Consider the following 11,688-nt stretch of genomic DNA (forward strand, 5'->3'; position numbering starts at 1 on the left):
GCGTGGCGATCACGTGGGGCGAAATCAAGCACGATGATGTGACGACGATGCCACGTCGCTAGAATGCGCGAATGAATTCCCTGCGCAGCTTCAAGGGCGTTGCGCCCACCCTCGGCCAGCGCGTGTATGTCGACCCCGCCGCCAGCGTGATCGGCCACGTGGTGCTGGGCGACGACGTCTCGATCTGGCCCGGCACGGTGCTGCGTGGCGACGTCAACCACATCTGTGTCGGGGCGAAGACCAGTATCCAGGATGGCAGCATCGTGCATGTCGCCCACGCCGGCCCTTACGGCCCGGGCTATCCGTGCCTGATCGGCGAGGGCGTCACCATCGGCCATGCCGCCGTGGTGCACGCCTGCACCATCGGCGACTACTGCATGATCGGCATGCATGCCACCGTGATGGATGGCGCGGTCGTCCACAAGTACGGTTTCGTCGGCGCCGGCAGCCTGCTGTCGCCGGGCAAGGTGGTCGGCGAACGCGAGCTGTGGCTGGGCAATCCGGCGCGCTTTGTGCGCCTGCTCAGCGACGCTCAGATCGAACACCTGCATTATTCGGCCGACCACTACGTACGGCTGAAGGACGCCTACCTGGCCGCGTGACGACACCTCGCCGCGTACTGTTCCTGTGCAGCCGCAACCGCCTGCGCAGTCCCACCGCCGAACGGGTATTCGGCGTCTGGCCGCAGCTTGAGGTCGATTCGGCGGGTCTCGCCGACGATGCCGAGGTCACGGTGTCGGCCGAACAACTGGCATGGGCCGACCTCATCGTGGTGATGGAAGCGGTCCATCGACGGTGGCTGCAGATGCGCCACCGCAAACACCTTCGGGGCAAGAAGATCCTCTGCCTGGACATCCCCGACGACTACGGCTTCATGCAGCCCGGGTTGATCGCGTTGTTGCTGAAGAAGGCGGGGCCGCTGCCGGGTTGATCCTGGACCTGCGATCACAGCGCCGCGGCATGGGTCTGGCGGATGCGTTCGGCTTCGGCCTCGTGCTGCCTGGTCAGGATGGTGCGTGCGGCGGCGAGCTTGCCGCCAAGCAGGGACAGGGTGAAATTGTTGCGGTCGAACTCGCGCAGCAGATCGATCTCCCGCCTCGCCTCTTCGAGGTCCTTGTGGTTGATCGTGCGCTCAATCTCTACCGAGGCGCGTGCAAACGATTCACGCAGGGCTTCCTGGGCAGTGCGGTTGTCCGGCTCCAGCTGCAGCACGCTGAGGTAGAACTCGAACGCGTTGCTGCCGGCCGGCGCGACCAGTCGCCCGTCCTGCATCGCGTCGCGGGCCAGCCCGAGCAGGATGGCGCTGCCGCTCCGCGCACCGTCGGCCGCTGCCGCAGGCAGCTCGCCCACGGACGAAGTGGTTTCATTGATCGAGGCGTTCGCCGCCGCCTGGCTATGCCAGAAGATCCCGACGGCCGCGGCCAGCACCAGCAACGAGACGATCGCAAGCGCGTATCGATGCGATACGGCGGAAAGAAAGCGGGACATGACACCTGCTGCACAGACGATGGCCGCGCGCTGGAGCTTCCGTCATCGACGCGCTCCCGGCGGCTGGCGGTATCTTGGCGGCGCTTTGTTTCAGCCATGTGGCGTGCCGCATCAGACTGTCGTGGTGGCCACTTCGAGTTGGGCCAGCCAGGCCAGCGCATGTGCGCGGTTGCTGCCGCACATCACCGGCTCGGCGCGCAGGCTGCCGCAGATCGCGGGACGTTCGGGGTGTCCGAAGATCGTGCAACGATTATCCGCAGTCAGTTGCACGCAGCGCACACCGGCCGGCTTGCCGTTCGGCATGCCGGGAATCGGCGAGGAAATCGACGGCGCGATGCAGCAGGCGCCGCAGCCGACCCGACAAACCGCCGACGTCACGCTGTCTGCTGGCGCAGGGACTGATAGACCGGGTTGGTGTCCGGTCGCTGGCCGTGCCACAGTTCGAACGCGTCGGCGGCGGTTTCCACCAGCATGCCGAGGCCGTCGACCGCGTAACGTGCACCGGCAGCTCTTGCCCACGTCAGGAAGCTGCTGGCGGCGGCGCCGTAGGACAGGTCGTAGCACAGCGCGCGCGCACCGATCAGCGAAAGCGGCAGCTGCAAAGCCTTGCCCAGTACGCCGGCCGAGGTGGCGTTGACGATCAGGTCGTAGCTGCCGATGTCGGCCAGGTCGTCCCAATAACGTGTGTATGCCCGCGCTGGTTCGCCGATCGCATCGGCCAGCACGTCAGCCGCGGCGGGTGAGCGGTTGACGATGGTCAGGGTTTCCACGCCAGCGTCCAGCAGGTTCCACGCCACGCCATGCGCGGCGCCGCCGGCGCCCAGCAGCAGCGCGGTGTGTCCGCGCAGGTCCAGCTCGTGGCGTTCGGTGATGTCGCGCACCATGCCGGCACCATCGGTGTTGTGCGCGGCCAGGCGGCCATCGGCCAGCCCGGTCAGCACGTTGGCGCTGCCGACGCGGGTGGCCGCCGCGCTGTGCTGGTCGGCCAGTGCAAACGCGGCAGCCTTGTGCGGCAAGGTGACGTTCGCACCGCGGCCACCGTCGGCGAAGAAACCCCGTACCCCCTCGGCGAAGTCGGCCGGCGCCGCATCGATCGCGCGGTATTCCAGTTCGATGCCGAACTGCTGCGCGAATGCATGGTGGATCCGCGGCGACAGGCTGTGCCCGATCGGATGGCCAAACACGGCGAACTGGGCAACTGGCATGCGCTTACCTTGAGTGAAGTCCGGTATCCATTCTACGCAGCGGGCCGTGGACGGGCGACATTCGACACACGGCGCGGGCGGCGGTCGCAACCGGTGAGATAGGTGCCGCCCAAGCTGCCGGCACCTTCCCGAGGAGACCTCTCATGCGCACGCAAGTCCCGACCTCACCGCATCAACAACGTCTGCTCGGCGCCGCCGTGCTGTGGCTGTTCGCCGGCAGCGCACTGCTGCTGAGCACGCTGGTGCCGGCGCATACCGCACTGCTCGGCTGGACGCCGGCGTTCTGGCTGCTTGCTGCACCGCTGGTTGTGCTGCTGGTGCTGGAACCCGCGCTGCCGCGGCAACTGCTGGCACTGCGCCGGCCGCGTCGGCCCGTGATGTGCGGCGCGATCTGGCATTAGTGCGGAAACAGCAACGCCTCCCCACCCGGAAGGGAGAAGGCACGCCGGTCAGCGGGCGTTGCCGCCCTGGCGCTTGCGCTCCATCCGGCGCAGGAACTCCTGCATGACGCGCAGGTACAGCTCGTCGCCGAGGTGAGCATCTTCGACACCGGCATCGATCGACGGATTGTCGTTGACCTCGATCACCACCGGCCGGTTGCCGACCTGTTTCAGGTCGACGCCGTACAGACCGTCGCCGATCGCCTGGGTGGCCTTCAGCGCCAGCTTGACCACTTCGGCTGGCGCGTCCCTTATCGCGATCGTCTCGAAACCGCCGGATTTCGCCGTGCCTTTCGCGCCGTGGTTGTAGATCTGCCAGTGGCCGCGTGACATGAAGTATTTGCACGCGTACAGCGGCTCGCGATTGAGCACGCCGATGCGCCAGTCGAATTCGGTATAGACATATTCCTGCGCCAGCAGCAGTGCGCTGTGCTGGAACAGGCCGCTGGCGGCGGCCGCCAGTGCCGCTTCGTCCTCGACCTTGACCACGCCGCGCGAGAACGAGCCGTCGGGAATCTTCAGCACCAGCGGGAAGCCGAGCTTGGCGACGACTTCCTTGGTCCCCTTGCTGTCGTCGCGATACAGAATCTCGGTGCGCGGCACCGCCAGCTTGCGCGAGACCATCAGGTCGTTGAGGAAGATCTTGTTGGTGCAACGCAGGATCGACGTGGGGTCGTCGATCACCACCATGCCTTCCTTCTCCGCGCGGTGGGCGAAGCGGTAGGTGTGGTTGTCCGACGCGGTGGTCTCGCGGATGAACAGGCCGTCGTACTCGGCCAGCCGCTGGTAGTCGTTCTTGCCGATCGGGTCGACCTCGATGCCGAGTTCCTTGCCGGCAGCGACGAATGCCTTCAGTGCCTTCTTGTTCGATGGCGGCATCTGCTCGGCCGGGTCGACCAGCATCGCCAGGTCGTAGCGGAACTGGCGGCGCGCGCGCGGCTTGCGCCACAGCTTGCGCGAGAAGCGGTCCAGCTCCTCGGCGAACGCATCCTCCTGTGCATCGTCCAGGGTATGCAGACCGACCGGCTTGATCGAACTGACCTGCCACACGCGATCGCGCTCGAACTCGATGCGCAACAGCGGGCAGGGAAACATTTCGAACACCTGCCGGGCCAGGTCCTGCAGCGCCGGATACGCCGTCTCGCCGAAGTAGACCAGGATGCCGAAATCGGTGGTGTCGCGTCCACCGGCCGGCAGGAAGTGGGTCAGCTTCTGATTGAGGTCGTCGATGTCCAGGCCGTACAGCGAGCGCCGGCGCAGGTCGTTCACCGTGCGCACCGAAGGCATCACCTTGTGCCCGCGCGCCTCGGCCAGCAGCGACACGTAGTAGCCGGTGCCGAGGTATTTGTAGCTGCGGCACAGGTTGAGCACGTGGGTGCGCTCGTCGTCGCTGTCGACCGGTTTGCGCAGGTAGTCCATCGCGCTCACGACGTCGACGGACGGATAGTACGAACCCCAGTCGGAAGCTTTTTCGACAACGATGACCAGACGGGTCATGACTTCACTCGGACGAAGTGGCGATGGCGTCCGAACCCCGCAAGGGAGCTTGGGCGGACAGGCAAGGCGCGCAGTTTGGCACAGCGCCCGCGCGGTACAAGGGAAAGCGCTGAAGGGTGATTAAACGGGAAAGGCGCCGACGACAGCGTGTTCCCGCACACCACCGGCTCGTCGGCTGCTAGAGTCCGTGCGTGCCGACTCCTGCCTCCACTCCCTCGCCTGCCCACGCTCGCCGCGCCTTGCCCGAATCTGCGGACACGCCGCCAGCGCCCGCACCCACGCGCGTACGCCGCGCGGCCACCTCGGACCTGGACGATCTGGTGGCTCTGGAACAGCGCAGCTTCAGCAGCGACCGGCTCAGTCGCGCGCAGTATCGCCGCCATCTGGACAGCGACTCTGCCGTGGTGATCGTGGCCACCAGCAACCATCGCGGCCTGCTCGGCAGTGCCGTGCTGTTCTTTCGCAAACACGGTAGCGTGGCGCGTCTCTACTCGCTGGCAACCCAGCCCGAGGTACGCGGCCAGGGTGTCGGCGCTGCGCTGCTCGAAGCCGCCGCCGACGCTGCCCGTCGCCGTGGCTGCAAGGCCCTGCGGCTGGAAGTGCGCGACGGGAACGCCGCTGCCATCGGCTTGTACGAACGGGAAGGCTTCCATCGGATCGGCCGCTATGCGAAGTACTACCAGGACGGCGCCGATGCGTGGCGATACGAGAAGCCGCTGGGCTGAATGCGGGCGCGGGCGCATGATCGGACCGGGCCGCAACTGACACGTCAGCCGGCCTGACGTGAAGCACATGGAGCGACGCCATGAACCGCATCCCCATCCGCACGGCTGACCTGTTTTACGCGTTCGAGTACGTCGGTAGCAGCGCGCCTGGCGAGAACACGGCCTATCTCTGTGTGCCGACGGGGGAGTTCCATTTCCACTCGGAGATCGGCGACAACCTGGAGGCGCTGCCGGACGATGTGGAGGACACCGACAAGTACCTTCCGATCCCACACTGGCACGACCTCGATCTTGGCCAGCAGCTGGTGCGCGATTTCACGGCAGAGTGCCTGCCGGATGCGCAGGATCAGGTTCGCGACATCTTCCATCACCGGGGTGCCTATCGGCGTTTCAAGCATCTGCTGGAACGGCGCGACATGCTGAGCGCGTGGCACGCGTACCAGCAGCGCCGACAGGGCGAGGCGATGCGTCAGTGGTGCGTCGACAACGAGGTCGGGATACGCGATTGAGCGCGGCGCGGATCAATCACACGGATCAACCACCCAACGGCTGCCCGATGCGTCGCTCGGTCGCCTCGTCGGGGCGTGCCACCAGCGCGCCAGTGCGCATCAGGCTCACGCTGTAGTGTCCCTGGTCGACCAGCGGCAGGAAGGCACCGCTGCCATACACCGTGTCCACCTCGGGCAACCAGCGCGAGTAGCGCTTTTTCAGGTTGAGCAGATCAAAGGCGCCGGTGTCGCCGAAACTGATCACCGTGCGCGGCGCGTTCAGCTCCTGGGCTGCGTCGTCGTAGCGACCGGACAGCCGATCGAGCCGATACAGCGGCGGCACGCCGGCCAGCAAGGCGGGCAACTTCCACTTCAAGACGACCGCCTCGATGCGCCAGTCGTCGCCCGCCAGTTCCAGCTGGCGCGTGCTGCCATCGGGCCAGGTGAGCAGCAATGACCAGCGCTGTGGCGACAGGATGCGCGCGTCGATCTCCACCACCGGCGCCTCCTCGCCGAGCAGGCGGTAGCCGCGCAAGGCGTAACCGCTGCCGGCGAGCAGCAAGGTGAGCACGAAGCAGACCAGGCACAGCAGCGCGCGCCAGCTGGCTGCCAGGCGACGGCCGCCATGCAGACGCTGCCGCACGGCCACCAGCTGCACCAGGGTGATCAGGGCAAGCACCGCCGCCAGCACCAGCAGCATGGTCGTCGGCAGACGCAGAAGTGCGCTCCAGTCCATCGTCTCCACCCTCGTCGTCGCCAACGGCGATCATCGGGCCATGATAGCGGGCGCCGCCGCGGTTGGCCGGCCGCGCCTCGCTATACTGCGCGCGTCAACAGGAAACCTGATCATGTCCCGAGCCCGCCTGCTGTTCTTGTCCTGCCTGGTCCTTGTCGCGCTTGCCGGTTGCGGCAACAAGGGCCCGCTGGTGCTGCCGACCCATCCGGCCGGGGCGTCCACCGTTGCCGCCCCGGCAGCAGTCGTGCCGGCCAGCCAGCCGCGCTGAACGGGCGCCCACCCATGCAACTGCACTTTTCCAAGATGCACGGCATCGGCAACGATTTTGTCGTGCTGGATTGCCGGCAGCAGGCATTCGCGCTGCAGCCGGAGCAGATCCGCGCGCTGGGCGATCGCCACACGGGGGTGGGCTTCGACCAGTTGCTGAGCATCGAGCCGGCACGCGACCCGGCCTGCGCGTTCTACTACGGCATCTGGAATGCCGATGGTTCGTCGTCGGGACAGTGCGGCAACGGCGTGCGCTGCGTGGCGGCATGGCTGCACCGCGCCGGCGCGCTGGCGATCGGCGAACCGGTGCTGATCGAAAGTCCGTCCGGCCCGGTGTCGGTGACGCTGCTCGGCCCGCACAAAGTCACCGTGGACATGGGCGAGCCGGTGTTCGAGCCGGCCCGCGTTCCGCTGGCGGCGGCGGCGAGGGCAGATCGCTACCAGATTGTTGCCGGGCAGCGGACGATCGAGTTCGGCGCGGTGTCGATGGGCAATCCGCATGCGGTGGTGTCGGTCTCCGACCTCGCCGATCCCGCGCTGGAGCAACTCGGTCCGCTGCTGACCTCCCATCCGCGCTTTGCCGAGCGAGTCAACGCGGGCTTCGTGTTGCAGCTGGACCGCGGCCACCTGCGCCTGCGCGTGCACGAGCGCGGCGCCGGCTGGACGCGCGCCTGTGGCAGCGGCGCCTGTGCCGCGATGGCGGTACTGCATCAGCGCGGCGAAGTGGACGACGCGGTCGTCGTCGAGCTGCCTGGCGGCAGCCTGCGCATCGACTGGGCTGGCGCCGGCCACCGGTTGCGGATGACCGGCCCGGCCGCTTTCGTTTTCGAGGGCGAGTGGCCGGTTCCAGCTATCGGCGGTTGAAGCGCGCCCCGGTCCATCGCACACTCCAGCCAGACGGCCGCATCCTGCGCGCGCCGCGCCACGGTTCGAGGAATCCCGCGCATGACCGCAACCCTGCTCGACGATGCCACCCAGGCCCGGGTGGTGGCCGCCTATCTGAAGCGCCATCCGGAGTTTCTCAGCGAGTATCCCGAGCTTGCCGCCAAACTGACCATGCCGCGCGCACAGGGCGCCGTGTCGTCGCTGGCGGTGTATCAGCTGCAGAGTCTGCGCGACAAGAACGCGGAGCTGGAACGCCAGCTGGCCGAACTGGTGTCGATCGCGGCCGAGAATGAACAGCTGATGGAGCGGGTGCATGCTTTGACCGTGGCCCTGCTGCGGGCGAACACCATGGAAGTGACCGTGCGCACGGTGATCGCCAAGCTGTCGGCGGACTTTCACACCGAGCAGGTGCGCCTGCTGCTGTTCGGCGACGAACCCCGGTTGCCGCGTACGGACTGGATGCAGCAGATTCCCGAGGGAGCGGCTGCCTTGCCGGAGTTCGCCGAATTCCTGCACAAGAACGAACCGGTGTCGGGGCGGCTGTCGGCCGAGAAACTCGAGCGCCTGTTCGGTGCCGATGCCGCGCAGATCCAGTCGGTGGCGATGATGCGGCTGGGCGACAGCGGCATCCTGGCGATCGGCAGCGCCAGCCCGGATCGCTTCCAGCCGGGCATGGGCAACCTGTTCCTGAAAATGATCGCCGCCACGATCACTGCCGCCCTGGCGCGCTCGCGGGACGTCTCCTGAGGCGTCGATGAGTCCCGCGCAACAGGTCGAAGCGTGGCTGGCCCGCCTCGGTGGTGAGCGGCATGCCTCGCCGCATACCATCGCCGGCTACCGTCGTGACCTGGCCAAGCTGTTGCGCTACATGCAGGAACAGCGGCTGGGTTCATTCGATGCGCTGGACACAAGCCGGATGCGCAGCTTCATCGCCAGCGAACACCGCGGCACGCCGGGCAAGGATGATGGCCTGGCGCCGAAGAGCCTGCAGCGCCTGCTGTCCTCCTGCCGCAGCCTGTTCCGCCAGCTCAGTCGCGAAGGCGCACTGGCGCATGATCCGCTGCTCGGCGTGCGCGGGCCGAAGGTTCGCCGCAAGCTGCCGCAGGTGCTTGATGTGGACGAGGCGAGCGCGCTGGTCGAAACCGACAGCGGCGGCAAGCTGGCGCGGCGCGACCGCGCGATGCTGGAACTGTTCTATTCCAGCGGTCTGCGTCTGTCCGAACTGGTCGGACTGCGCTGGATCGACCTCAGCCTGGACGAAGGCGAAGTCCGCGTCCTCGGCAAGGGCAGCAAGACCCGCATCGTGCCCGTCGGCCGCCACGCCATCGCCGCCTTGCGCGCGCTGGGCGCCGAGCAGGGCATGCCGGCGGACGGACCGATCTTCCGCGGACGCGGCGACGCCCCGATCAATCCGCGTACCGTGCAGCTGCGCATGAAGACATTGGCGCTGCAGCAGGGCATTCCCAGGCACATCCATCCGCACTTGCTGCGGCACACCTTCGCCAGCCACATGCTGGAGTCCTCCGGCGACCTGCGCGCCGTACAGGAGCTGCTCGGCCACGCCGACATCGCCACCACGCAGATCTACACCCATCTCGATTTCCAGCATCTGGCGAAGGTGTATGACGCCGCCCATCCGCGGGCGCGGATGAAGCGAGGGGCGAAAAGCGAGGAGTGAGTGGAGAGGAGTGAGAAGTGAGAGGAGAGCGCGCTGCGCAACCTGCTTTCTCTCACTTCTCACTCCTCTCCACTCACTTCCAGCTCGCACGTTGAAGCCTCGGTCGCTCGTCCCCATCTGGTTCGTTCAACCTTGGAGATTTGTATGGAATCCTTCCACGCCACCACCATTGTCTGCGTCCGTCGCGAAGGCCGCGTCGTGATCGGCAGCGACGGCCAGGTCACGCTGGGCAACACGGTGATGAAGGGCAATGCGCGCAAGGTGCGCCGGCTCGGCAAGACCGGCGAGGTGGTGGCCGGTTTCGCCGGCGCCACCGCCGATGCATTCACGCTGTTCGAGTTGTTCGAGCAGAAGCTCGAGAAGCACAACAACAACCTCACCCGCGCCGCGGTGGAGATGGCCAAGGAATGGCGCACCGATCGCCGCTTCGGCAAGCTCGAGGCAATGCTGGCGGTGGCCGACAAGGAAGTGTCGCTGCTGATCTCCGGCAATGGCGACGTGGTCGAACCCGAGCACGGCCTGATCGCGATCGGCTCCGGTGGCCCGTTCGCGCAGTCTGCAGCCATGGCGCTGCTGGAAAACACCGAACTGGATGCGCGCACCGTGGTGGAGAAGGCGCTGAAGATCGCTGGCGACATCTGCATCTATACCAACCACAACGTGTCGATCGAAGAGCTGTGAATCGGGATTGGGGATTCGGGATTCGTAAAAGCTCGAACCCCCACCCCATGCGCGACCCGCAGCTCTTCCGAATCCCGAATCCCGAATCCCCAATCCCGGCGAAGCCATGAGCGAACTCACTCCCCGCGAAATCGTCAACGAACTCGACCGCTACATCATCGGCCAGCACGACGCCAAGCGCGCGGTGGCAGTGGCGCTGCGCAGCCGCTGGCGGCGCATGCAGCTGCCGACGGAAATGCGCAACGAGATCACGCCGAAGAACATCCTGATGATCGGCCCGACCGGCGTGGGCAAGACCGAGATCGCGCGCCGGCTGGCCACCTTGGCCAACGCACCATTCGTCAAGGTGGAGGCAACCAAGTTCACCGAGGTCGGCTATGTCGGCAAGGATGTCGAATCGATCATTCGCGATCTGGCCGACGGCGCCTACAAACTGACCCGCGAACAGGCCGTCAGGCGCGTGCGCTCGCAGGCCGAGGATCGCGCCGAGGACCGCATCCTCGACGCGCTGCTGCCGCGCCGGCAAGCCACGCCGACCGACTGGAGCCACGACGCCCCGGCCACCCCGGCGGTCGAGGGCGACACCCGCCAGAAGCTGCGCAAGCAGCTGCGCGAAGGCGCGCTGGACGAGCGCGAGATCGAGCTGGATTTCGCCATGAACGTGGGCGTGGAAATCATGTCGCCACCAGGCATGGAAGAGATGGGCGCACAGCTGCGCCAGATGTTCCAGAACATCGGCGGGGCGAAGACCCAGCAACGCAAGCTGGCCATCAAGCTGGCGCGGCCGCTGCTGATCGACGAGGAGGCGGGCAAGCTGCTCAACGACGAGGAGATCCGTGCCCAGGCGATGGAGAATGCCGAGCAGAACGGCATCGTCTTCATCGACGAGATCGACAAGGTCGCCCAGCGCAGCGACCACGGCCACGCCGGGGTCAGCCGCGAGGGCGTGCAGCGCGATCTGCTGCCGCTGGTGGAAGGTTCCACCGTGTCGACCAAGTACGGCCCGATCAAGACCGACCACATGCTGTTCATCGCGTCGGGCGCCTTCTCGCTGGCCAAGCCGTCGGACCTGATCCCCGAGCTGCAGGGCCGCCTGCCGATCCGGGTCGAGCTGTCGGCGCTGAGCGTGGACGACTTCAAGCGGATCCTGCGCGAGCCGCACAACGCGCTGACCAAGCAGTATGTCGCCCTGCTCGGCACCGAGGGCGTCACCATCGAGTTCACCGACTCGGGCATCGACCGCTTGGCCGAGGTGGCGTTCCAGGTGAACGAGCGCACCGAGAACATCGGCGCGCGGCGACTGCATACGGTCATGGAGCGTCTTCTGGAGAAAATCTCCTTCGAAGCTGCAGACAAGACAGGCGAAAAGTACCTTATCGACGGCGATCATGTGGACAACAGCCTCGGCAGCCTGGTTCAGAACGAAGACCTCAGCCGCTACATCCTCTAGCTTCCCACGGCGCTAACAAGCCCTTAGGAGACTTCCGGTCAACCCCGGGTGCATGATGCTTTTGCCCTGAGCTTTCGGGCCACTGCTGTCGATCGTGTTGTGCTTCGTGTTGCGTGCTGCTTGTCAGGTTGATGCGGCGTCAAACGTT

The 11,688-nt window shown here is 66.5% G+C and carries 16 protein-coding genes; 11 read left to right on the plus strand and 5 right to left on the minus strand.

Features of this window, described 5'->3' with window-relative positions; genetic code table 11:
- Window positions 1-71 precede the first annotated feature (71 nt).
- Window positions 72-602 (plus strand): gamma carbonic anhydrase family protein, encoded by a 531-nt coding sequence (locus ACQGNJ_RS01995; RefSeq protein WP_426687556.1) that lies wholly within the window; start codon window positions 72-74, stop codon window positions 600-602.
- Complete coding sequence (locus ACQGNJ_RS02000) at window positions 599-931, plus strand: low molecular weight protein tyrosine phosphatase family protein (RefSeq protein WP_426687557.1); 333 nt, start codon at window positions 599-601, stop codon at window positions 929-931. The genes ACQGNJ_RS01995 and ACQGNJ_RS02000 overlap by 4 nt, the downstream gene beginning before the upstream one ends.
- 14 nt (window positions 932-945) lie before the next feature.
- On the opposite strand, the gene ACQGNJ_RS02005 is transcribed toward ACQGNJ_RS02000, so the two are convergent.
- The 3 genes from ACQGNJ_RS02005 to aroE all read right to left on the minus strand — a co-directional run bounded on the left by ACQGNJ_RS02005 (window position 946) and on the right by aroE (window position 2,693).
- The gene (locus ACQGNJ_RS02005) at window positions 946-1,488 is read right to left on the minus strand and encodes an energy transducer TonB (RefSeq protein ID WP_426687558.1); all 543 of its coding nucleotides are present in this window, start codon (window positions 1,486-1,488) and stop codon (window positions 946-948) included.
- A gap of 111 nt (window positions 1,489-1,599) precedes the next feature.
- On the minus strand, window positions 1,600-1,866 hold the full coding sequence (locus ACQGNJ_RS02010; RefSeq protein WP_426687559.1) for a YkgJ family cysteine cluster protein: 267 nt from the start codon (window positions 1,864-1,866) through the stop codon (window positions 1,600-1,602).
- The gene (aroE, locus tag ACQGNJ_RS02015; protein WP_426687560.1) at window positions 1,863-2,693 is read right to left on the minus strand and encodes a shikimate dehydrogenase; all 831 of its coding nucleotides are present in this window, start codon (window positions 2,691-2,693) and stop codon (window positions 1,863-1,865) included. The genes ACQGNJ_RS02010 and aroE overlap by 4 nt, the downstream gene beginning before the upstream one ends.
- Before the next feature lie 143 nt (window positions 2,694-2,836).
- On the opposite strand from aroE, the gene ACQGNJ_RS02020 reads away from it, so the two are divergent.
- Window positions 2,837-3,094: a hypothetical protein gene (locus ACQGNJ_RS02020; RefSeq protein ID WP_426687561.1), complete on the plus strand. Its 258-nt coding sequence runs from the start codon at window positions 2,837-2,839 to the stop codon at window positions 3,092-3,094.
- A gap of 48 nt (window positions 3,095-3,142) precedes the next feature.
- Here ACQGNJ_RS02020 and ACQGNJ_RS02025 read toward each other — a convergent pair whose 3' ends face one another.
- Window positions 3,143-4,630: a RimK family protein gene (locus tag ACQGNJ_RS02025; protein ID WP_426687562.1), complete on the minus strand. Its 1,488-nt coding sequence runs from the start codon at window positions 4,628-4,630 to the stop codon at window positions 3,143-3,145.
- A 239-nt stretch (window positions 4,631-4,869) separates the two neighbouring features.
- Here ACQGNJ_RS02025 and ACQGNJ_RS02030 point away from each other — a divergent pair, with 239 nt between their 5' ends.
- Both ACQGNJ_RS02030 and ACQGNJ_RS02035 read left to right on the plus strand, forming a co-directional pair.
- On the plus strand, window positions 4,870-5,355 hold the full coding sequence (locus tag ACQGNJ_RS02030) for a GNAT family N-acetyltransferase (RefSeq protein ID WP_426687563.1): 486 nt from the start codon (window positions 4,870-4,872) through the stop codon (window positions 5,353-5,355).
- 80 nt (window positions 5,356-5,435) lie between these two features.
- Window positions 5,436-5,864, plus strand: coding sequence for a UPF0158 family protein (locus tag ACQGNJ_RS02035; RefSeq protein ID WP_426687564.1), 429 nt, complete (start codon window positions 5,436-5,438; stop codon window positions 5,862-5,864).
- A gap of 25 nt (window positions 5,865-5,889) precedes the next feature.
- Here the strand turns inward: ACQGNJ_RS02035 and ACQGNJ_RS02040 are convergent, their stop codons facing one another.
- Window positions 5,890-6,579 (minus strand): hypothetical protein, encoded by a 690-nt coding sequence (locus ACQGNJ_RS02040; RefSeq protein ID WP_426687565.1) that lies wholly within the window; start codon window positions 6,577-6,579, stop codon window positions 5,890-5,892.
- 112 nt (window positions 6,580-6,691) lie between these two features.
- Between ACQGNJ_RS02040 and lptM the strand changes: the two genes are divergently transcribed.
- From lptM to hslU, 6 genes are all read left to right on the plus strand, one after another.
- Window positions 6,692-6,847 carry an LPS translocon maturation chaperone LptM gene (gene lptM, locus ACQGNJ_RS02045; RefSeq protein WP_426687566.1) on the plus strand — a complete coding sequence of 52 codons (156 nt, stop codon included), beginning with the start codon at window positions 6,692-6,694 and terminating at the stop codon, window positions 6,845-6,847.
- Between the two features lie 14 nt (window positions 6,848-6,861).
- Window positions 6,862-7,710, plus strand: coding sequence for a diaminopimelate epimerase (dapF, locus tag ACQGNJ_RS02050; protein ID WP_426687567.1), 849 nt, complete (start codon window positions 6,862-6,864; stop codon window positions 7,708-7,710).
- An 81-nt stretch (window positions 7,711-7,791) separates the two neighbouring features.
- Window positions 7,792-8,478 carry a DUF484 family protein gene (locus tag ACQGNJ_RS02055; protein WP_426687568.1) on the plus strand — a complete coding sequence of 229 codons (687 nt, stop codon included), beginning with the start codon at window positions 7,792-7,794 and terminating at the stop codon, window positions 8,476-8,478.
- Window positions 8,479-8,485: 7 nt separating this feature from the next.
- Window positions 8,486-9,409 (plus strand): tyrosine recombinase XerC, encoded by a 924-nt coding sequence (locus ACQGNJ_RS02060; RefSeq protein ID WP_426687569.1) that lies wholly within the window; start codon window positions 8,486-8,488, stop codon window positions 9,407-9,409.
- A gap of 144 nt (window positions 9,410-9,553) precedes the next feature.
- On the plus strand, window positions 9,554-10,090 hold the full coding sequence (gene hslV / locus ACQGNJ_RS02065) for an ATP-dependent protease subunit HslV (protein ID WP_281013844.1): 537 nt from the start codon (window positions 9,554-9,556) through the stop codon (window positions 10,088-10,090).
- Window positions 10,091-10,196: 106 nt separating this feature from the next.
- Window positions 10,197-11,540, plus strand: a complete 1,344-nt coding sequence (gene hslU / locus ACQGNJ_RS02070; protein ID WP_426687570.1) for an ATP-dependent protease ATPase subunit HslU — start codon at window positions 10,197-10,199, stop codon at window positions 11,538-11,540.
- Window positions 11,541-11,688: the final 148 nt, after the last annotated feature.

Source organism: Rhodanobacter ginsengiterrae (genome assembly GCF_050026815.1).
GTDB classification, from domain to species: Bacteria; Pseudomonadota; Gammaproteobacteria; order Xanthomonadales; family Rhodanobacteraceae; genus Rhodanobacter; species Rhodanobacter ginsengiterrae.

What these genes read in the sequence shown, in the direction of transcription:
- ACQGNJ_RS02020 (WP_426687561.1), top strand. Translation starts at nt 2,837, where the DNA reads ATGCGCACGCAAGTCCCGACCTCACCGCATCAACAACGTCTGCTCGGC.
- ACQGNJ_RS02060 (WP_426687569.1), top strand. Translation starts at nt 8,486, where the DNA reads ATGAGTCCCGCGCAACAGGTCGAAGCGTGGCTGGCCCGCCTCGGTGGT.
- hslV (WP_281013844.1), top strand. Translation starts at nt 9,554, where the DNA reads ATGGAATCCTTCCACGCCACCACCATTGTCTGCGTCCGTCGCGAAGGC.
- ACQGNJ_RS02055 (WP_426687568.1), top strand. Translation starts at nt 7,792, where the DNA reads ATGACCGCAACCCTGCTCGACGATGCCACCCAGGCCCGGGTGGTGGCC.
- hslU (WP_426687570.1), top strand. Translation starts at nt 10,197, where the DNA reads ATGAGCGAACTCACTCCCCGCGAAATCGTCAACGAACTCGACCGCTAC.
- ACQGNJ_RS02040 (WP_426687565.1), bottom strand. Translation starts at nt 6,579, where the DNA reads ATGGACTGGAGCGCACTTCTGCGTCTGCCGACGACCATGCTGCTGGTG.
- ACQGNJ_RS02025 (WP_426687562.1), bottom strand. Translation starts at nt 4,630, where the DNA reads ATGACCCGTCTGGTCATCGTTGTCGAAAAAGCTTCCGACTGGGGTTCG.
- ACQGNJ_RS01995 (WP_426687556.1), top strand. Translation starts at nt 72, where the DNA reads ATGAATTCCCTGCGCAGCTTCAAGGGCGTTGCGCCCACCCTCGGCCAG.
- ACQGNJ_RS02035 (WP_426687564.1), top strand. Translation starts at nt 5,436, where the DNA reads ATGAACCGCATCCCCATCCGCACGGCTGACCTGTTTTACGCGTTCGAG.
- lptM (WP_426687566.1), top strand. Translation starts at nt 6,692, where the DNA reads ATGTCCCGAGCCCGCCTGCTGTTCTTGTCCTGCCTGGTCCTTGTCGCG.
- ACQGNJ_RS02005 (WP_426687558.1), bottom strand. Translation starts at nt 1,488, where the DNA reads ATGTCCCGCTTTCTTTCCGCCGTATCGCATCGATACGCGCTTGCGATC.
- dapF (WP_426687567.1), top strand. Translation starts at nt 6,862, where the DNA reads ATGCAACTGCACTTTTCCAAGATGCACGGCATCGGCAACGATTTTGTC.
- aroE (WP_426687560.1), bottom strand. Translation starts at nt 2,693, where the DNA reads ATGCCAGTTGCCCAGTTCGCCGTGTTTGGCCATCCGATCGGGCACAGC.